This window comes from Neorhizobium sp. PAMB6630 (genome assembly GCF_058242775.1).
In genome coordinates, this window is the sequence record NZ_JBZAYV010000002.1 from 1138789 (window position 1) to 1158998 (window position 20210).

At 61.6% G+C, this 20210-nt stretch carries 17 protein-coding genes; 14 read left to right on the top strand and 3 right to left on the bottom strand.

Translation table 11 applies throughout. The annotated features are described in order from the left end of the window. Nucleotide 1 precedes the first annotated feature (1 nt). The 5 genes from AC4CWF_RS23970 (at nt 2) to AC4CWF_RS23990 (ending at nt 6317) form a co-directional block, all read left to right on the top strand. A complete protein-coding gene (locus AC4CWF_RS23970; protein ID WP_491286152.1) occupies nt 2–1156 on the top strand; it encodes an iron-containing alcohol dehydrogenase in 1155 nt (384 codons plus the stop codon). Nucleotides 1157–1200: 44 nt separating this feature from the next. After that, complete coding sequence (gene attM / locus AC4CWF_RS23975) at nt 1201–1992, top strand: AttM family quorum-quenching N-acyl homoserine lactonase (RefSeq protein ID WP_491286154.1); 792 nt, start codon at nt 1201–1203, stop codon at nt 1990–1992. A 724-nt stretch (nt 1993–2716) separates the two neighbouring features. After that, on the top strand, nt 2717–4159 hold the full coding sequence (locus AC4CWF_RS23980) for an alanine/glycine:cation symporter family protein (protein WP_491286156.1): 1443 nt from the start codon (nt 2717–2719) through the stop codon (nt 4157–4159). Between the two features lie 184 nt (nt 4160–4343). Then, the gene (locus tag AC4CWF_RS23985) at nt 4344–4883 is read left to right on the top strand and encodes a gluconokinase (RefSeq protein WP_491286158.1); all 540 of its coding nucleotides are present in this window, start codon (nt 4344–4346) and stop codon (nt 4881–4883) included. Nucleotides 4884–4937: 54 nt separating this feature from the next. Further along, nucleotides 4938–6317 (top strand): GntP family permease, encoded by a 1380-nt coding sequence (locus tag AC4CWF_RS23990; protein WP_491286162.1) that lies wholly within the window; start codon nt 4938–4940, stop codon nt 6315–6317. A gap of 6 nt (nt 6318–6323) precedes the next feature. Here AC4CWF_RS23990 and hutC read toward each other — a convergent pair whose 3' ends face one another. Together hutC and AC4CWF_RS24000 are read right to left on the bottom strand one after the other, a co-directional pair. After that, nucleotides 6324–7046, bottom strand: a complete 723-nt coding sequence (hutC, locus tag AC4CWF_RS23995; protein WP_491286164.1) for a histidine utilization transcriptional repressor HutC — start codon at nt 7044–7046, stop codon at nt 6324–6326. After that, nucleotides 7043–8389 carry a formimidoylglutamate deiminase gene (locus AC4CWF_RS24000; RefSeq protein WP_491286166.1) on the bottom strand — a complete coding sequence of 449 codons (1347 nt, stop codon included), beginning with the start codon at nt 8387–8389 and terminating at the stop codon, nt 7043–7045. The genes hutC and AC4CWF_RS24000 overlap by 4 nt, the downstream gene beginning before the upstream one ends. 105 nt (nt 8390–8494) lie before the next feature. On the opposite strand from AC4CWF_RS24000, the gene hutI reads away from it, so the two are divergent. The 5 genes from hutI to AC4CWF_RS24025 all read left to right on the top strand — a co-directional run bounded on the left by hutI (nt 8495) and on the right by AC4CWF_RS24025 (nt 14577). Next, on the top strand, nt 8495–9760 hold the full coding sequence (hutI, locus tag AC4CWF_RS24005; RefSeq protein WP_491286168.1) for an imidazolonepropionase: 1266 nt from the start codon (nt 8495–8497) through the stop codon (nt 9758–9760). Further along, the gene (gene hutH / locus AC4CWF_RS24010; RefSeq protein WP_491286171.1) at nt 9757–11292 is read left to right on the top strand and encodes a histidine ammonia-lyase; all 1536 of its coding nucleotides are present in this window, start codon (nt 9757–9759) and stop codon (nt 11290–11292) included. The genes hutI and hutH overlap by 4 nt, the downstream gene beginning before the upstream one ends. A 224-nt stretch (nt 11293–11516) precedes the next feature. Next, the gene (hutG, locus tag AC4CWF_RS24015) at nt 11517–12329 is read left to right on the top strand and encodes an N-formylglutamate deformylase (protein WP_491286173.1); all 813 of its coding nucleotides are present in this window, start codon (nt 11517–11519) and stop codon (nt 12327–12329) included. 2 nt (nt 12330–12331) lie between these two features. Further along, complete coding sequence (gene hutU, locus AC4CWF_RS24020) at nt 12332–14005, top strand: urocanate hydratase (RefSeq protein WP_491286175.1); 1674 nt, start codon at nt 12332–12334, stop codon at nt 14003–14005. 2 nt (nt 14006–14007) lie between these two features. Then, on the top strand, nt 14008–14577 hold the full coding sequence (locus tag AC4CWF_RS24025) for a HutD/Ves family protein (protein ID WP_491286177.1): 570 nt from the start codon (nt 14008–14010) through the stop codon (nt 14575–14577). A 7-nt stretch (nt 14578–14584) separates the two neighbouring features. Here AC4CWF_RS24025 and AC4CWF_RS24030 read toward each other — a convergent pair whose 3' ends face one another. Next, nucleotides 14585–15637 carry a LacI family DNA-binding transcriptional regulator gene (locus AC4CWF_RS24030; RefSeq protein WP_491286180.1) on the bottom strand — a complete coding sequence of 351 codons (1053 nt, stop codon included), beginning with the start codon at nt 15635–15637 and terminating at the stop codon, nt 14585–14587. A gap of 241 nt (nt 15638–15878) precedes the next feature. On the opposite strand from AC4CWF_RS24030, the gene AC4CWF_RS24035 reads away from it, so the two are divergent. The 4 genes from AC4CWF_RS24035 (at nt 15879) to AC4CWF_RS24050 (ending at nt 20209) form a co-directional block, all read left to right on the top strand. After that, nucleotides 15879–16955, top strand: a complete 1077-nt coding sequence (locus AC4CWF_RS24035) for an ABC transporter ATP-binding protein (RefSeq protein WP_491286182.1) — start codon at nt 15879–15881, stop codon at nt 16953–16955. A 101-nt stretch (nt 16956–17056) separates the two neighbouring features. After that, entirely contained in the window at nt 17057–18295 is a 1239-nt protein-coding gene (locus tag AC4CWF_RS24040; protein WP_491286185.1) for an ABC transporter substrate-binding protein, read from the top strand. Between the two features lie 186 nt (nt 18296–18481). Continuing rightward, nucleotides 18482–19351: a carbohydrate ABC transporter permease gene (locus AC4CWF_RS24045; protein ID WP_491287789.1), complete on the top strand. Its 870-nt coding sequence runs from the start codon at nt 18482–18484 to the stop codon at nt 19349–19351. 3 nt (nt 19352–19354) lie between these two features. Further along, on the top strand, nt 19355–20209 hold the full coding sequence (locus AC4CWF_RS24050; RefSeq protein ID WP_491286187.1) for a carbohydrate ABC transporter permease: 855 nt from the start codon (nt 19355–19357) through the stop codon (nt 20207–20209). Nucleotide 20210: the final 1 nt, after the last annotated feature.

Consider the following 20210-nt stretch of genomic DNA (forward strand, 5'->3'; position numbering starts at 1 on the left):
CATGAACGCATTCGAATTCCGCACCGTGCCATCCATGCAGGTTGCATGGGGAGGGGCGCAGCGCCTGGGCGAGATCCTGGGCAGCCGGTTTCCTCAGCGCAAGGCCATGCTCATTACCGACGCCGGCCTGATCAAGGCCGGGGTCATCGCGCCCATCGTCACGGCATTGACGGATGGCGGCTTTCATGTCGAGATTTTCGACAAGGTCGTTGCCGATCCGCCGGAGCACATCGTCGCCGAATGCGTAAAATCGGCGCGTACCGCCGGCATTGAAATGGTCATCGGCCTCGGCGGCGGCTCGTCGCTTGATATTGCAAAGCTGGTCGCTGTTCTCGTTGCCTCCGACCAGCCGCTGTCGGACATGTACGGCATCGGCAACGTCAAGGGCGCGCGCCTGCCGCTGGTGCTGGTTCCCACCACGGCGGGCACCGGTTCGGAAGTCACCAACATCTCCATCATCACCACCGGCGAAACCACCAAGATGGGCGTGGTCTCACCGCAGCTTTATGCGGATTTCGTTCTGCTGGATGCCGAACTGACCGTCGGTCTGCCGCAGGTCCACACGGCGGCAACCGGCATTGATGCGATGGTTCATGCCATCGAGGCCTATACCAGCAAGCACAAGAAGAACCCGCTTTCGGATGCACTGGCGCGCGAGGCCCTGCGCCTGCTCGGAACCCATCTGATCGCAGCCTGCACGGACGGCACCAACCGCGATGCGCGCGAAGGCATGCTGCTGGGTGCCATGCTCGCTGGACAGGCTTTTGCCAATTCTCCGGTCGCGGCCGTCCACGCGCTCGCTTATCCGCTGGGGGGCCACTATCATGTGCCGCACGGCCTTTCCAACGCGCTCATGCTGGGCCCTGTTCTGCGCTTCAATGCGAAGGCGGCAGCACCCCTCTATGCGGAGTTGGCCGATGTCCTCGGCGTTCAAGGAACCGGCGACACCCTCCAGCGCTCGGATGCTTTTGTCGCCCACATGGAAAAACTGATGGATGAAAGCGGCGCGCCGCGGCGGCTGCGCGATGTCGGTGTTAGCGATAACATGCTCGCCATGCTCGCAACCGACGCCATGAAACAGAGCCGTCTTCTGGTGAACAACCCGGTCGACGTGCGTGAAGAAGACGCGCTCGCCCTCTACCGCGAAGCTTTTTGATCAGCCTTTACAACACGACAGACCATACCAAGGGAGGAAACCTCATGACCGATATCCGTCTTTACATGTTTCAGTCCGGCACGCTGAAATGCAAGGTGCACAACATCAAGATGAACCAGGGCAACGGGGCGGATTACGAAATCCCTGTTCCTTTCTTCCTGATTACGCATCCCAAGGGCCATACCGTGATCGATGGCGGCAATGCCATCGAGGTTGCCACCGACCCGCGCGGCCACTGGGGCGGCATATGCGATGTCTATTGGCCGGTACTCGACAAGCACATGGGCTGCGTCGACCAGATCAAGTCGGTCGGCATCGATCCGGCAGACGTCAAATATGTGGTCCAGTCGCATCTTCACCTCGATCATACCGGCGCCATCGGGCGTTTTCCGAATGCCACCCATCTCGTGCAGCGCGCGGAATATGAATATGCCTTCACGCCCGACTGGTTTGCCGGCGGCGGCTATATCCGCAAGGACTTCGACAAGCCCGGTTTGAAGTGGCAGTTCCTGAACGGCACTGAGGACGACTATTACGACGTCTATGGCGATGGCACGCTGACGACGATCTTCACCCCCGGCCATGCCCCGGGACACCAGTCTTTCCTCGTGCGCCTGCCCAACAGCAAGCCGATGCTTCTGACGATCGATGCCGCCTATACGCTGGATCACTGGGAAGAGAAGGCGCTTCCGGGTTTTCTGGCCTCGACGGTCGACACGGTGCGTTCCGTGCAGAAACTGCGGACTTTCGCGGAAAAGACGGGTGCCACGGTTGTGACAGGCCACGACCCGGACGCCTGGGCAACCTTCACGAAGGCACCGGAATTCTACGGCTGAACGATCCCAACCTCACGCAATAGCGCACTATCGAAGGCGGGCCACCCGTTTCTCGCCGCATAGACGGTGTGGAAGGCAGAGCGCAGATCCAGTGGCCGCCCTGAAAACAGGGCGGCCATGTCCATGGGCCCAGGTTTCATAGGCAACGACGCCTGCAGCTTTGCTACGGCTTCGAACACCTTGAGGAAGCTCTCGAGGCCGGCCTGCTGAACGCCGATTTCGGCGATGCCTCATTCGAAAACGGCATGAGGATGGTGGCGGCAGGCGAGGCGGCTCACTATCCCATGCTCACCTTCGCCATCGGCAATGTTCAGAATGATAATCCGAAAAGCCTGGCATCTTTCTTGCTAGGAATAACCCGCTGTTATCTATGGCATTTCGCACTTCATCCTTGAACACACCCGCCCATCTGGTCGTGTAATGTATGGTTGCGGCGTAAGCATAATTATGGAACATTTGTCAAAAGCTCGCGCATATCCGGCGGTAGTTCGTCTCCGCGGCACGACGCCCCCGGGATCAATTTTCGACAGCGCCCGCAATTGCCCAATCTCATCGCACCGATTAAAGCGGATTTACGGAGCTTCCGGTATCAGCAGACCCGTCAGTCAGGCCTGCGGATGGCGCATCGTTGCTCTGCCGGGCAGCGCAGTGAAAACCGCCACCGGCCAGCGAGTGGATCCGGGCGCCTGGGAACAGGCAGTTGAGCCTAGCAGGAGAGAGTGGCATGACGGCAATCATCGGATATCTCAACGCGTTCTTTTGGGGTTATGTCCTCATTTACGGATTGCTGGCGGTGGGCCTTTATTTCACGATCCGGCTGGGCTTCCTGCAATTCCGCCAGTTCCCGGAATTCATCCGCGTCGTCCTGCGCGCGCCGGAGACGGATACAGCGGGTATCACGCCGTTTCAGGCGCTTTGCACCAGCCTTGCCTCGCGCGTCGGCACCGGTAATCTGGCAGGCGTTGCGGTTGCGATGACGCTCGGCGGCCCCGGCGCATTGTTCTGGATGTGGGTGGTGGCAGCACTTGGCATGGCGACAGCCTATGCCGAAAGTACGCTGGCGCAATTGTTCAAGGTCCGCGGCCAGAACGGCGAATACCGCGGGGGACCGGCATTTTATATCGCTCGCGGTCTGAAAGCGCCCTGGGCCGCGGTGATTTTCGCCCTCTGCCTGCTCCTCGTTTTCGGTTTCGTGTTTAACGCGGTCCAGGCCAATTCCATTGCCGAGGCAGTCAACGGAGCCTTCGGCGTTCCCAAGCTTGCCGTTGGCGGCGTCATCGCTGCCATATCCGCCGTCGTGATTTTCGGCGGCATCAAGCAGATCGCCCGCTGCGCAGAATATATCGTGCCCTTCATGGCCGTGGCCTATCTCGGTCTTGCCTTGTTCATCCTGATCCTCAACATTGGCGAGGTTCCCGCAGCCTTCACACTCATCATCAAGAGCGCCTTCGGGTTCGAACAGGCCGCCGGCGGCATTGCGGGCGCCATGCTGAACGGTGTCAAGCGTGGCCTGTTTTCGAACGAAGCGGGTATGGGCTCGGCACCCAACATCGCAGCCGCCGCCACCCCCAATCCGCACCACCCGTCCTCGCAGGGAATGGTCCAGGCGCTCGGCGTGTTCATCGATACGCTGCTGATCTGCACGGCAACCGGCCTCATGATCATCCTGTCGGGAACGCTGGTGCCCGGTGGCGAACTGACGGGCACGCCGCTGACGCAGGCGGCTCTCACAGCCCATATCGGCAGCGCGGGGAACACTTTCATCGCGATCGCCATCTTCTTTTTTGCCTGGACCTCCGTGCTCGGCAATTATTCCTATGCCGAAAACGCGCTCGTCTATCTGGGGCTCGACAACAAGCTCGGCCTGATGGTTGCCCGTATCGGTCTGCTGCTGATGGTGCTTTGGGGATCCTACGAGAGCGCAACCACCGTGTTTGACGCCGCAGATGCCTCGATGGGCTTGATGGCCACGATCAATCTCGTCGCGATCTGCCTGATGTCGCCGCTGGTCATCAAACTGACACGGGATTACTTCGAGCAGAAGCGCACGAAAATGCCGGTGTTTGATCCGCACATGTATCCGGAACTGGCAGGCAAGATTGACGCTGAGATCTGGCATGAGGTCGCAAACGCTGAAGCGGCTGGTCACACCCCATCCCGTGCCTGATCGCCCTTCCCCAGCATCTGCCCGCCGGCGTGTGGCGGGCAGTATCTTTCAGCATGCGCCGGGTAGGCGCGAGCGTTAGGACCGCCCACGTCCAGAAATTGCTTTATCGGTGCTCGACGGCCTGATATGTGCCGTTGTCATATTTCTTTCCGTCGGGGGGCGGCACAGCATATGGGATCTCCAGATGAGCCAGACCTCCAAGACCATTCCCATCGCCCTGATCGTGATGGGGCCTTCAAGCACCGGCAAGACGACGACGGCGGAGCTTCTGTCGGGCAGGCTGCAATGGGAATTTGCCGAGGGTGACACGTTCCATCCCGCCGCAAACATCGAAAAGATGTCGGCGGGCATTCCCCTTGATGATGCCGATCGCCAGCCGTGGCTCGAAAAGATCCGGGACTGGATCACCGATCACGCCAAGGCCGGCCGCAACGTGGTGATCACCTGTTCGGCCTTGAAGCGCAGCTATCGCGACATCCTGGCCAGCGCCGAAGCGGATGTGCGCTTCATTGAACTCGTGGCCAACAAGGAACTGGTCGCCGAACGAATGGCGAAGCGAAAAGGCCATTTCATGCCGGCCTCGCTTCTCGATTCGCAGTTTGCGACGCTCGAGGTTCTCCAGCCCGATGAGACCGGCGTGAAGATTACCGTCGATGCACCACCCGAGACCGTCGTCGAGCGGGCGCTCGCCGGGCTCGCACTCAATTTACACATAATCCAATAAAATCAACGTGCGACTGGCTCCACCGGAGCCAATGCGCGGACAGGGAGTGGCAAAGTGCCAGAATTTGAACAGACATTGGGCGCAGGCGCGCTCATTTCCATCGCGGTCGGGGCTGTGGCCCTACTGCTTTTGCTGATCATCCAGTTTCGCATCCACGCGTTTGTGGCGCTCATTCTCGTGAGCCTGCTGACGGCGGTTATCGCCGGTATTCCAGCCGCCAATATCCTGACGACGCTCACCTCCGCCTTCGGCTCGACATTGGGGGGCGTGGCGCTTCTCGTCGGTCTCGGCGCCATGCTTGGCCGCATGCTGGAAATTTCGGGCGGCGCCCAGGCGCTAGCGGACGCTCTTGTCGCACGGTTTGGCGAAAAACGGGCGCCGATGGCGCTTGGCATCGCCTCGCTCTTCTTCGGTTTCCCGATCTTCTTCGATGCGGGCCTCGTGGTCATGCTGCCCGTCGTCTTCACCGTGGGACGGCGGTTGGGCGGCGGCCTGTTGCGTTACGGCATTCCGGTCGCCACGGCTTTTTCGGTCATGCACGTTTTCGTGCCGCCGCATCCGGGGCCGGTGGCTGCCTCCGAGCTTCTGGGTGCCGATGCGGGCCTGCTGATCCTTGCCGGTCTTGCCGTTGCAATCCCCACCTGGATCGTTGCCGGCCAGCTTTTCGGCAATTGGATCGGCAAGCGGATCGTGCTTCCCATTCCGGACAGCTTTTCGACGGAGACATCCGGTGAGAAGGATACGAACCCGCCGAGCCCGGGCCTCGTCGTAGCGCTTCTCCTCCTGCCCCTCCTCCTCATCTTCATCAATACGGGTCTTGATTTTGCCCGCGTCCAGGGCTGGGTCAGCAAGGATGCCGCCTGGTTCCAGCTGGGCCGGACAATCGGCGCCACGCCGGTCGCACTTCTCATCTCCGTGCTTGTTGCCGGTTATGTGCTGGGGCCGATGCGCGGCAGAAGCGCCGTCAAGGTGGAACGTATTCTGGATTCAGCCCTTGGCCCGGTCTGCTCAATCATCCTGATCACTGGCGCCGGCGGCATGTTCGGCGGCGTGCTGCGCGCATCCGGCATCGGCAAGGCGCTGTCGGATGGTCTCTCCGATATCGGTCTGCCGGTTCTTGTTGCCGGCTTTCTCGTCGCCACCGCACTTCGTGTCGCGCAAGGGTCTGCGACCGTCGCTCTGATTACCGCGGCTGGCCTCATCCAGCCCGCCGTGCAGGCGGCAGGTTATCAGGGGCTACAGCTTTCGGCCGTGGTGATCGCGCTCGCCTCGGGCTCGGTCATGCTGTCGCATGTCAACGATTCCGGCTTCTGGCTGGTCGGTCGTTTCTTCAACATGGACGTGAAGACAACCTTCAAGACCTGGTCCGTCATGCAGACGCTGGTCGGCCTGATCGGCTTTGCCCTCTCTGGCCTGATCTTCTGGGTGGCCTGATCGTTTTTAGCTTTCGCCCGGCTGAAACCGGGCGATCAGCGCGTGGCGGTCACCGGGATAGGTCAGGCGCACGAAGGTGACGGGGCCGCTGGCACCCCAGGTTCGGCGCTCGATGACAAGGCACGCCGCGTGGCGGGCAATGTCGAGCGCGGCCGCAATCTCGGTGGATGCCGAAATGGCCTGGATGCGGTGTTCCGCCGCGTTCCAGGGCACGCGGCTGATCAGCCATGCGCCGGGGGCAGCGTTTGAAAAATCCTCCGTTGCGGCTTCCGCAACGGTTTCCAGGTTGATCATGCGCTGCTCAAGGCAGAACGGCCGGTTGCCGGCTTTGTGCAGGCAGGTGAGATCGAGGACGGCCGCACCTTCGCCGAGTTCGAGATGAAGCCGGTCGGCAGCACTTGCCTTTCGCTTTCGGCGTTTCTGAAGCTCGAAGGCATAAGGCAGGTTCAGCGAGCGCACTTCTGCCTCGATATCGTGGATTTCAAGGACCGCCGCCTGCGCCATCGGCTGGGCCACGAAACTGCCGGATTTCTTGCGCCGCTCGATAAGGCCTGCCCGCGCCAGCTGCGTCAAAACCTTGTTGGCCGTCATGCGGGAACAGCCGTATTGCACGGCGAGATCCACCTCGAACGGCAGGCGATGACCGGGTGCCCAGGCGCCGGAGAGGATTTTTCCCTCGATATCGCCGAGGATACGGCTGTGCAGCGTGCCCTCTTTTTCCGTGCTCATGATGACAGCAATTCCTGCATGGTCTCTCGAAAGCGCCGGCTTATCGTGTCGCGCAGCCGGTGGCGACCGTTTTCCACCTGTTTTTGCCCCCTCACCCACACACTGTCGATGCCGACATTGCCGGCAAAGATCCAGTGGTCGAGGATCTGGTCACCCTGAAGATACGGCACGGCTGCGACGTCAAGCGCAACAAGATCGGCGCTGAAGCCTGTGGCAAGTCCGGCAGAGGCACCGGTTGCGCCAGCACCGCCGGCAAGGGCTTCGTCGAACAGGCGACGGCCGGTCGAGCCTTCGACATCGGCCACGACGTTGCGGGCCTTAAGCGCTAAGCGCTGCGAATATTCCAGCTGCCGCAGCTCCTGCGCAACCGAGATCAGGATGTTGGAATCCGAGCCGATGCCGAACCGGCCACGCTGCGCCAAAAACGGTGCGCCATCAAAAATGCCATCGCCGAGATTGGCCTCGGTGATCGGGCAAAGGCCGGCGACCGCACCCGAGCGGGCGACGCCCGATGTTTCCGCAGCCGTCATGTGCGTCGCGTGGATCAGGCACCAGCGATGGTCGACGGGCGTGTTGGCGAGCAGCCATTCCACCGGGCGCTGGCCGGTATGGGCAAGGCTGTCTTCCACTTCCTTCAGCTGTTCGGCCACATGGATATGCACCGGGCCACCCTCTGCCAGCGGCAGGATCGCCTGCAATTCGGAGGGCGTTACGGCGCGAAGGCTGTGCGGGGCAATGCCAAGTTTTGCGCCTGCAAGGGTTGCGACAAGGCTCCGGCAGGCCTCCATCTGGCGCGCAAAAGCCTCCGGGGAATGGATGAAGCGACGCTGGCCTTCGTTTGGTGCGGCACCGCCAAATCCGGAATGGGCGTAAAACACCGGAAGCAGCGTCAGGTTAATGCCGGTTTCGACGGAGGCTGCCGCGATCCGCTCGGCCATTTCGGCGATATTGGCGTAAAAGCCGCCATCCTTGTCATGATGGAGATAATGGAATTCGCCGACACGGCCGAAACCGGCCTCCAGCATTTCCATGTAGAGCTGTGCGGCCACCGCCTCCACCTGCTCCGGCGTCATCGACAGCGCAAAACGATACATCAGCGTGCGCCAACTCCAGAAACTGTCCGTCCCCGGCCCGCGTCGCTCGGCAAGCCCCGCCATGGCACGCTGGAACGCATGGGAATGCAGGTTGGGCATGGCCGGCACAATGACTGCGCAACAGCTGTTGCCAACGTCCGCTGCCACGCCGTCTTCCACGCTAACAAAACACCCGTCTTCGATTGTCAATCGTACATCGCTTCGCCAGCCCTCTGGCAACAATGCGCTTTTAGCATGGATGACCTGCATGTCGCCGTTCCTTCCCTTCTGCGAACCACTCTGGTTGCGGAATTTCCGCTTGCCTCAGCGTTATAATGTATATACATGTTACCGCAAAGGGAAGGCGAAAGAGCGATGGCAGGACGCGATTTTTCACAAGACACTTCGGGAACTGGCCGCACGCTGTGGCAGAACGTACGGATCGCCACACTTGCCGAGGAGGCAGCGCCTGGCATCATCGAAAACGGCGCGCTGGTGGCGGAGGGCGCGCGCATCCGGTTCGTCGGCCCCGCGGACACGATGCCCGTAGAACTTGCCGAAAATGCCGAGATCATCGATTGCGGCGGGCGCCTCATGCTGCCTTCGTTTATCGATTGCCACACGCATCTCGTTTATGGCGGCAATCGTGCCATGGAGTTCGAGATGCGTCTCAATGGCGCGACATACGAGGAAATTGCCCGCGCCGGCGGTGGCATCGTCTCTTCCGTGTCGGCCACCAATGCGCTCGGCGTCGATGAACTCGTGGCACAGGCCCTGCCCCGCCTCGATACGCTTCTGGCGGAAGGCGTCTCCACTGTGGAGATCAAGAGCGGTTATGCGCTCACCATAGAGGGTGAGATGAACATGCTGCGGGCAGCGCGAAAGCTCGGCGAAATCCGCCCGGTGCGCATCGTCACCAGCTGGCTTGCCGCCCATGCCACGCCCCCCGCCTACAAGGGCCGCAACGGCGACTATCTCACCGACATCGCGCTGCCGGGGCTTGAAGCTGCCCACGCGGAAGGCCTCGTGGATGCAGTCGATGGTTTTTGCGAGGGAATTGCCTTCTCGCCGGAGGAAATCGCTCGCGTTTTTGATCGTGCAAAGGCGCTTGGCCTGCCCGTCAAACTGCATGCCGAACAGCTGTCTGATCTGGGTGGCGCACGTCTTGCGGCACGTTATGGCGCGCTCTCTGCCGATCATCTGGAATTTCTGTCGGTAGAGGACGCGCAGGTGCTGGCCGATGCGGGAACGGTTGCCGTCCTTTTGCCCGGCGCCTTTTATACGCTCCGGGAAAAACAGTTGCCGCCGATTGCCGCGCTCCGGAAAGCCGGCGCGCATATCGCGCTTGCCACTGACAGCAACCCCGGCACCTCCCCCCTCACCTCGCTTCTGATGACCATGAATATGGGTGCGACGCTGTTTGGGCTGACCGTCGAGGAATGCCTTGCCGGCGTGACGCGCGAGGCAGCCAGAGCGCTCGGACTGCAGGCGCAAACCGGCACGCTGGAGGCCGGAAAATCCGCCGATTTCGCCCTCTGGGACATCGAACGGCCGGCCGAACTTGTCTATCGCATGGGCTTCAACCCGCTTCATCAGCGCGTGTGGAAAGGCCAGACCATTCATCGAGGAGCATCCGCATGACCATCACTCTGAAGCCGGGCAGCGTGACGCTTGCCGATCTCTCGCGCATCTACTGGACGGGTGCGGCAGCACAGCTGGACCGCAGTTTCGATGCCGGCATCGAACGCGCGGCGGCCCGCATTGCCGAGATCGCTGCCGGAAACGCACCGGTCTATGGCATCAATACCGGCTTTGGAAAACTTGCCTCGATCAAGATCGACAGCGCCGACACCGCAACGCTTCAGCGCAACCTCATCCTCTCCCATTGCTGTGGCGTGGGCCAGCCGATGGCTGAAAACATCACGCGCCTCATCATGGCGCTGAAACTCGTCTCGCTCGGGCGCGGCGCATCCGGCGTGCGGCTGGATCTGGTGCGGCTGATCGAGGGCATGCTGGAAAAGGGCGTTACACCGCTCATTCCGGAAAAGGGGTCTGTCGGCGCGTCGGGCGATCTGGCGCCGCTTGCCCATATGGCCGCCGTGATGATGGGCGAGGCGGAAGCCTTTTTTGAAGGCGAACGTCTTTCCGGCGCCGAAGCGCTGCGTCGCGCCGGACTGACGCCGGTCGTTCTCGCGGCCAAGGAGGGGCTGGCGCTGATCAACGGCACGCAGGCCTCGACGGCGCTGGCGCTGGCCGGCCTGTTTCGCGCCCATCGGGCCGCCCAGGCAGCACTCATTACCGGCGCACTCTCCACCGATGCGGCCATGGGCTCATCGGCCCCCTTCACCGCCGATATCCATACGCTACGCGGCCACAAGGGCCAGATCGATACCGCCGCTTCGCTGCGCGCGCTGCTCGAAGGATCCGTCATTCGCCAGAGCCACCTGGAAGGCGATGAGCGCGTGCAGGATCCCTATTGCATTCGCTGCCAGCCGCAGGTGGATGGTGCCTGCCTCGACCTGTTGCGCATGGCCGGCCGGACGCTTGAAATCGAAGCCAATGCGGTCACTGACAATCCGCTGGTCCTCTCCGACCTGAGCGTTGTCTCCGGCGGCAATTTCCATGCCGAACCGGTGGCCTTTGCGGCAGACCAGATCGCCATTGCCGTGTGCGAAATCGGCGCAATCGCCCAGCGCCGCGTCGCCCTGCTGGTCGATCCCGCCCTCTCCTATGGCCTGCCGGCCTTCCTCGCCAAAAAGCCGGGGCTGAATTCCGGCCTGATGATCGCCGAGGTTACCTCCGCCGCCTTGATGAGCGAAAACAAGCAGATGTCGCATCCGGCCTCGGTGGATTCGACGCCGACATCGGCCAATCAGGAAGACCACGTCTCCATGGCCTGCCACGGCGCACGCCGCCTGTTGCAGATGACGGAAAACCTCTTTGCCATCATCGGCATCGAAGCGCTGACGGCCGCGCAAGGGGTGGAGTTCCGCGCACCGCTGACGACCAGTCCCGAGCTTTTGAAGGCCGTCGCAGCGCTTCGCGCCGTGGTGCCGACGCTGGAAGAGGATCGCTTCATGGCTCCGGATCTTGCCGCCGCTGCAACGCTGGTGGCGGATGGTGTTCTGGTGGCAAGCGTGTCCGATGGGCTGCTGCCGGGGCTGGAGGGTTGAGGTGATGATGGTCGTGGTCGCACTCCCCTCTGGCGTGGATGCCTTGGCTTACCCCCTCATCCGCCTGCCGGCACCTTCTCCCCGCGGGGGAGAAGGGAGAAAGCCGCAACGTCAAGTGATCCCCTCTCCCTCGGGGAGAGGGCCGCCGAGCAAAGCGGAGGCGGGGTGAGGGGGTTTTTCGCACCAACCTTGATCGCTTCTCAACCAATTGGGGAAGATTTCTGATGACCGCCACCTTTCACATCACCCGGGGCACCTCCCCCGTCATCCTCGCCTTCCCGCATACGGGAACAGAGGTTGCGCCCGAGATCCACGACAGGCTGAACGACAACGGCAAACTGCTGGCCGATACGGACTGGCATATCCACGACCTCTATGCCGGGCTTTTGCCCGAAGCGACCACCGTGCGCGCCACCTTCCACCGCTACGTGATCGATGCCAATCGCGATCCCTCGGGAACAAGTCTTTATCCCGGCCAGAACACGACCGGCCTGATCCCGGAGACGGATTTCGATGGCCTGCCGATCTGGCACGAAGGGCAGGAGCCGAAAGAGGCGGATATCGCCCATCGCCTCGCTCAGTTCCACGCCCCCTATCACGCAGCCCTTACCGCCGAAATCGAGCGAGTGAAGGCCCTGCATGGCGTGGCGGTGCTCTATGATTGCCACTCGATCCGCTCAACAATTCCCTATCTGTTTGAAGGGCGGCTGCCGGATTTCAACATTGGCACGGACATGGGGCGCACCTGCGATCCTGCCATTGAAGCTGCTGTCGCCGAGATTGCGGCGAAGGCTGACGGTTATACAAGCATCCTCAACGGTCGCTTCAAGGGCGGCTGGACAACCCGCCATTACGGCCGGCCGGAACAGGGCGTGCATGCCATCCAGATGGAGTTGGCCCAGATCAGTCATCTGACGACGGAAGCGCCACCCTTTGCCTATGACGAGGCGAAGGCCAAAACGCTCAGGGTGCACCTGAAAGCCATTCTGGAACGCATCGAGACCATTGCATTTGCATTCAAGAACAAGGGGGAATGACCATGACCAATCCACGCCACAATATGCGCGATGTGCGCGCCGCAACCGGCACGGAGCTTTCCGCCAAAAGCTGGATGACGGAAGCGCCGCTCCGGATGCTGATGAACAATCTCGATCCTGACGTGGCAGAGCGCCCGCATGATCTCGTCGTTTATGGCGGCATCGGTCGCGCCGCGCGCACCTGGGATGATTTCGACAGAATCGTCGAAACGCTGAAGACGCTGACCGAGGAAGAAACCCTCATCGTGCAATCGGGAAAGCCGGTCGGCGTGTTTCGCACCCACAAGGATGCGCCGCGCGTGCTGATCGCCAATTCCAACCTCGTGCCGCATTGGGCGACCTGGGATCATTTCAACGAACTCGATAAGAAGGGCCTGGCCATGTACGGCCAGATGACCGCCGGCTCCTGGATCTATATCGGCACGCAGGGCATCGTGCAGGGCACCTACGAAACCTTTGTCGAAGCCGGTCGCCAGCATTACGGCGGAAGCCTGAAGGGCAAATGGATCCTGACCGGCGGGCTTGGCGGCATGGGCGGCGCCCAGCCGCTTGCCGCCGTCATGGCCGGCGCATGCTGCCTTGCCGTCGAATGTGATGAGACCCGCGTCGATTTTCGTCTGCGCACGCGTTATGTCGATGCAAAAGCCCATACGCTGGATGAGGCCCTTGCGCTGATCGACCAGTGGACGAAGGCGGGCGAAGCAAAATCCGTCGGCCTCATCGGCAATGCCGCAGACATCTTTCCGGAACTGGTGAAGCGTGGCGTCAAGCCCGATATCGTCACCGACCAGACCTCTGCCCATGACCCGATCCATGGCTACCTGCCCTCCGGCTGGACCGTCGCCGAATGGCGCGCGAAACAGGAAAGCGATCCAAAAGCCGTGGAAGTTGCTGCCCGCGCCTCGATGAAGGTGCATGTTCAGGCCATGGTCGATTTCTGGAACATGGGCGTTCCAACGCTCGATTATGGCAACAATATCCGCCAGGTGGCGAAAGAAGAGGGTCTCGAAAACGCCTTCGCCTTTCCGGGCTTTGTTCCCGCCTATATCCGCCCGCTGTTTTGCCGCGGCATCGGCCCCTTCCGCTGGGCAGCCCTCTCCGGTGATCCCGAAGATATCTACAAGACCGATGCCAAGGTGAAGGAACTGCTGCCTGACAACACGCATCTGCACAACTGGCTGGACATGGCGCGCGAACGCATCGCCTTTCAGGGCCTTCCCGCCCGCATCTGCTGGGTGGGGCTCGGAGACCGGCACAAGCTTGGCCTTGCCTTCAACGAGATGGTGCGCAGCGGCGAGCTGAAAGCGCCTGTGGTGATCGGCCGCGATCATCTGGATTCAGGCTCGGTCGCCTCGCCCAACCGCGAGACGGAAGCCATGAAGGACGGCTCGGATGCCGTATCGGACTGGCCGCTGCTCAACGCGCTTTTAAATTGCGCCTCGGGCGCCACCTGGGTGTCTCTGCATCATGGTGGCGGCGTCGGCATGGGCTTTTCGCAGCATTCCGGCATGGTCATCTGCGCCGATGGCACGGATGATGCCGCACGCCGGCTGGAGCGCGTGCTCTGGAACGATCCGGCAACCGGCGTCATGCGCCACGCCGATGCGGGTTATGACGTGGCACTCGATTGCGCCAAGGAAAAAGGTCTTCGCCTGCCCGGCATTCTGGGCAATTGAGGATGCAGATCCTCCGAGCCGAAAACTACAGGCGCATGCCGTGGAAAAACGGCGGCGGCGAGACGGCGGAAATCGCCGTCTTTCCGCCGGACGCGCCGCTCAGCGCCTTTAACTGGCGCATCAGCATGGCGACGGTTGCCTGCGATGGGCCGTTCTCCATGTTCGAAGGTGTTGATCGCACCCTGACGATCCTGTCGGGCGCCGGCATCATCCTTGCGGTGGACGATCAGCCGGAGATGACGCTGACGCGCAAATCCGACCCGCTGGCATTTCGTGCAGACGTTGCGACCTCGGCCGTTCTGGTCGATGGCACGGTGATCGATCTTAACGTCATGACCCGGCGGGGACGCCTGCGCCATAGTGTGCATCGTCTGTCTCTGCCACTCGATCTGCCGTCATCCCCTTCGCTCCGCGCGCTCTTCTGCACCGAGGGAAAGATGGCGCTGGAATGGTCAGGCGGTGCCACAACATTGCAGACCTGGGACTGCCTTCTTCTCGAGGACGGCGATCCGCCGATATCGGTCGAGGGATGGGCCGGCGTCATCCTCGTTGCGATCAACGCGGAGGGCTGAACCGCCCTCAGCTGCTGCGTCGGTGCAGAAGCGTAAAACGCGTGTCGATCACGCTCTGGGCCGGCGGCTCGCGGCCGGCCATATGGTCGATGATGAGGCGTGCCGCTTCCTTGCCGATCAGGTCTCCCGACGGGCGAATGGTGGTGAGCGAGGGATTGCAGGCACCGCTGAAGCTCAGATCGCCGAAGCCCATCACCGCCAGCCGGTCCGGCACGGCAATGCCCAGCCGCTCGCATTCAAACAAGGCGCCGAGCGCAATATGGTCGTTCGAGCAGGCAACGCCGTCGGTCAGGGGCCTCGTCTGCATCGCTTCAGACAGCAGCATGGCGCCCACATCTGCCGAAGCCGGCGCCGGATGCTGCATCACGTCGACTGAAACGCCCGCCTCCCCGGCTGCGGCCAGAAATCCGTCGCAGCGCTGCCGGGCGCGCTGGTCCTCATGCATGCGCGCGCCGAGATAAAGCAGATTCTGACGTCCCTGCTGGATCAGGTGGCGGGCGGATGCCGCCCCGACCTCGGCGTGATGAAATCCGATGGCGGTTTCGATCTGTGGCCCGCCCAGTTCCCAGATCTCGATAACCGGCACGGGCGAATGCGACAGCATGCGCCGGGTTGCATCGCTATGGGCAAGGCCCGTCAGCACGATGGCTGCCGGCGACCAGGATAAGGCGGTGCGCACCAGATCCTCCTCTTCCCGCTCGTCATATTCGGTATGGCCGAGGATAACCTGCAGCCGCTCCCGCCGAAGCGCCGTCTGCATGGAGGAGACGGTTTCTGCAAAGAAGGCGTTTCGCACGGAAGGGACGATAATGCTGACCGCGCGCGAGCTTGCCGCAGCAAGACCACCTGCCATGAGATTGGGCACATAATTCAGCTTGTCGATGGCATGGGCGATCGCGCTGCCGGCGCTTGCCGATACGGCTTCGGGACGTCGCAGGTAGAGCGAAACGGTCGACGGCGAGACCTTGGCATGCTCGGCCACATCGGTCATGGTGATGCTTTGCATCTTGCGGCGTCGTCGCTGAGGGCGCTCCAGTCCAGACTTCAGATGATCGGCCATGTCCACCCCTGCATAGCGCTGCGATGATATTTTTTAACTCTTTGCATCCCATGCGGCAATCGAATTCTAGCGTCTTTGGTGAGAATACGATGTTATTTAACAATAAAATTGCCCTTTCTGTCGCCCTTTTCCACAACATCAAGAAAGCCCGAAACAGGCATTGCATTTATAAATCGTAGCGCTATGATTTGCCGCAATGGGATAAAGCAGGATTTCGACGTCCTGCGTTCGGGAGGAACGGATGGCTTCGGTCAGTCTTCGCAAGCTTGAAAAGAGCTATGGCTCGCTTCGCATCGTCAAGGGTATCGACCTCACCATCGAGGATGGCGAGTTCGTAGTGTTTGTCGGCCCATCGGGCTGCGGCAAGTCCACGACGCTGCGCATGGTGGCGGGCCTGGAATCGATCAGCGGCGGCGAGGTTCTGATCGGCGATCGCGTCGTCAACAAGCTTGCCCCGCGCGAGCGTGACATCGCCATGGTCTTCCAGGATTACGCGCTTTATCCGCACAAGACCGTGCGCGAAAACATGGGTTTCAGCCTGAAGGTGCGCGGCGTTGCCGTGAAGGATGCCGAAAGCCGTATCGGCGAGGCCGCCGAAATGCTCGGCATCGCGCATCTGCTCGACCGCAAACCCGGACAGCTCTCTGGCGGTCAGCGCCAGCGCGTCGCCATGGGCCGCGCCATCGTGCGCCGTCCGCAGGTTTTTCTGTTCGATGAACCGCTGTCCAACCTCGATGCCAAGCTGCGCGGCCAGGTGCGCACCGAAATCAAGCGCCTGCACCAGCAGATCGGCACGACAATCATCTATGTCACCCATGACCAGGTCGAGGCGATGACGCTGGCGGACCGCATCGTCATCCTGCGCGGGGGCGATATCGAGCAGGTCGGCACACCGGACGAGGTCTATAACCAGCCGCAAAGCGTCTTTGTCGGCGGTTTTGTCGGCTCGCCCGCAATGAATTTCGCCAAGGTGACCGTCGACGGCGACGCGTTGCGATTTGCCAATGGCGACCGCCTGCCGCTGTCGGGCCTCAACCGCGGCCGTGACGGCGCCATGGAAGGCCGCGAGCTGATCGTTGGCATCCGGCCTGAACATTTTGTCACGCTGGCCGACCCGGCCATGACGCTTTCGGCGCGCGTCCAGGTCGTGGAACCCCTCGGGTCCGATACGCTCGTGCATTTCCAGATCGGCGGCGAGACGCTGACGGCGCGCATGCCGCCGGACATGCGCCCTGTGGTCGGCAGCGAAATGCGCCTGGGGCTTGATCCGTCCAAGGTTCATCTCTTTGATGCCAAGACCGAGCGCACGATCGCCTGATCCGCCGCCTGATCCGCACTGGACAAGGCCAGATTTCACATGCTCCGAACGCGGGGGAGAACACGGGCCCGCGGACAGACTTACCGTTTTGGGAGGACGATATGAACTACAGAATAACAACCGCAGCTTTGGCCCTGTCTGCCGGAATGGCCGCCATCGCGCAGCCAGCCTTTGCCGATACAGAGCTGAAAGTCTATATTTCAAGCCAGCATCAGCCGCAGGTCTGGCGCCAGATTCTCGATAAATACGAGGCTGCCAATCCCGGCACGAAGGTTTCGATCGAAACCGGCGGCAACACCTCGGAAGCGCAGGCGCAGTATCTTAACACCATCATGTCGGCCAAGGACAGCTCGCTCGACGTGCTGATCCTCGACGTCATCCGCCCGGCGCAGTTTGCGGCAGCCGGCTGGACGAGCCCGTTTGCAGGCAAGGACATGTCGGTCTATCTGCCGGCCTATGCCGAAGCCAATACGGTGGATGGCAAGGTCGTCGCCCTGCCGGCCTTTGCCGATTCCATGTTCCTCTACTATCGCAAGGACCTGCTTGAGAAACATGGCATTCAGCCGCCCAAGACCTGGGACGAGCTGACCGCTGCCGTCAAGAAGATCAATGGCGCTGAAAACAACCCCGACCTGCAGGGTCTGTCCTTCCAGGGCAAGGCCATCGAAGGCGCCGTCTGCACCTTCCTCCTCCCCTACTGGAGCCAGGGCAAGTCACTGGTCAACAACGGCAAGCTGACCTTCGACAAGGACGCGGCCACAAAGTCCCTGAAGCTCTGGAAGAGCTTCGTCGATAACGGCGTGGCCAAGAAGAACATTGCCGAAGTGGCAACGGACGATACCCGCAAGGAATTCCAAGCCGGCAACGCCATCTTCGCCGTCAACTGGTCCTATGCCTGGGCACAGTCGCAGGGCAAGGAATCGGCGATTGCCGGCAAGGTCGGCGTTGCCCGCCTTCCCGCCATCACCGGCGGCGAGCAGGCCACCTGCCTCGGCGGCTGGGAATGGGGCGTTTCGGCGTATTCCACCCATCAGGATGAGGCCAAGAAGCTTGTCGAATACCTCTCGAGCAAGGATTCGTCCAAGTTCATGGCGGTCAACGGCTCGCTGCTGCCGACCTATCCCGATCTCTACAAGGATGCCGACGTTCTGAAGGCTGCCCCCTGGTTTGCCGATGCGCTGCAGGTGGTTGAAACCGCAAAGCCGCGTCCGGTCACGCCGCGCTACAACGAGGTCAGCGAAACGATCCGCACCACCGTCAACGCGGTTCTTGCCGGTGTCATGACGCCGGAAGATGGTGCCGCCCAGATCGAAGCGCGCCTGAAGCGCATCCTGCGCTAAGCCTAAAGCAGAAATTCGGGAAGGACGCCAAAGGGCGCCCCTCCCCTCATCCGACACGCAACCGGGCGGCCTCATCGCCGCCCCGGAGCCTGTCCTTTGACCAAAAAGCCAATCGCGGGAGATGCGACGGTGACATCCTTCACCACCAACGACGAGCTAGAGAAACGGCAACCGGCCTGGACGAAGATGCTCGATCTCAGCGACCGCGCGCTTGCCGTGCTGCTCCTGGCGCCGGCTGCCATCCTCTTGTCGCTGATCATCGTCTATCCGGTTCTGCGGCTTCTCTATACCAGCTTCTTTTCGCTCTCGCTGACATCAGGCCTACCCGCCGAGTTCGTCGGGCTGGAAAACTACCAGCTGATGATCGAGGATCCGGTGTTTTGGGAAACCACCTGGAATACCGTGCTGATCACGCTGATCACGGTGCCGGGCGCGCTGTTTGTCGGGCTTGGGCTTGCGCTTCTCGCCAACCTGCCCTTTGGCATGCAGTGGCCGGTGCGCCTGTCGCTGCTCATTCCCTGGGCGCTGCCGCTCTCCTTTGCCGGCCTGATCTTTGCCTGGTTCTTCCATTCGGAATATGGCGTTGTGAACGATGTGCTGGCGCGCTTCGGTTTTCCCGGCGTCATCTGGTTCAATTCACCCAAACTCGCCTTTGCCGCCATCTGTCTCACCATCGTCTGGAAGACCTCGTCCTTCATGGCGCTGATCATTCTGGCAGGCCTGCAGACCATTCCGCGTTCGCTTTATGAAGCAGCCGATGTGGATGGTGCAGGCCGCATTCGCCAGTTTTTCGAAATCACCCTGCCGCTTTTGAAGCCGGCCATCGTCGTGGCGCTGATCTTCCGCACCATCACGGCGCTGCAGACGTTTGACATCCCCTTCATGATGACAGGCGGCGGGCCGGGCACATCAACGGCAACGCTTGCCATGTATATCCACCAGAACACCGTGTCCTTCCTCGATCTCGGCTACGGCTCGGCGCTCGCCGTCGTGATGTTCGCGCTCTCCATGTGCGTGACCGCCGTTTACCTGCGCATTATCAGGACCAAGGAGTAACCCATGAGCCAGGTCGCCGCCTCTGGGGCCAACTCGTTCTTTTCCGGCAAGCCGTTGCGCTTCATCGCCGCCACCATCCTTCTGGTGAACGGCATGTTTCCGGCCCTCTGGATCCTTTTCACATCGCTGAAGACGGAAGCGGAGCTGACGGTGAAGCCGATCACCTGGCTGCCGCATACGCCCACGCTTGCCAATTACATGCAGGCCTTTTCCGACCAGCCGCTGCATGTCTTCCTGTTCAACAGCTTCATGGTGGCGCTGCTCTCCACCTGCCTGACGCTGCTCGTCTCTGTGCTTGCCGCTTACGCTCTGGCGCGCCTCAACCTTAAATATCGTGGCCTCATCCTGTCGCTGATCATTGCGGTCTCAACCTTCCCGCTCGTCACGCTGCTGGTGCCGCTGTTCGAGATCATGCGGGCGCTGAACCTTCTGAATACCTGGATCGCGCTGATCCTGCCCTATACCGTCCTGTCGCTGCCGGTCTGCACGCTGATGCTCGTCTCCTTCTTCGAGGGCATTCCGCGCGATCTGGAAAATGCCGCGATGATCGATGGCTGCACCCGCATGGGCGCGCTGTTCAAGGTGGTCGTGCCGCTCTGCGCGCCGGGTGTCTTCACCGCCGGCATTCTGGCCTTCGTTAATGCCTGGGATGAGTTCCTGCTGGCGCTGTCGTTCAATTCCAATCCGGCGCTTCGCACGCTTCCCGTCGGCATCCAGCTTTATCAGGGCGAGTTCGCCTTCCCCTGGCCGGTGATTTCGGCAGCCCTCGTCGTCGGCATCGTGCCGGTCGCGATCCTCATCGTCATTTTCCAGGAACGGGTCGTCTCCGGCCTCACCTCCGGCGGCATCAAGGGATAAG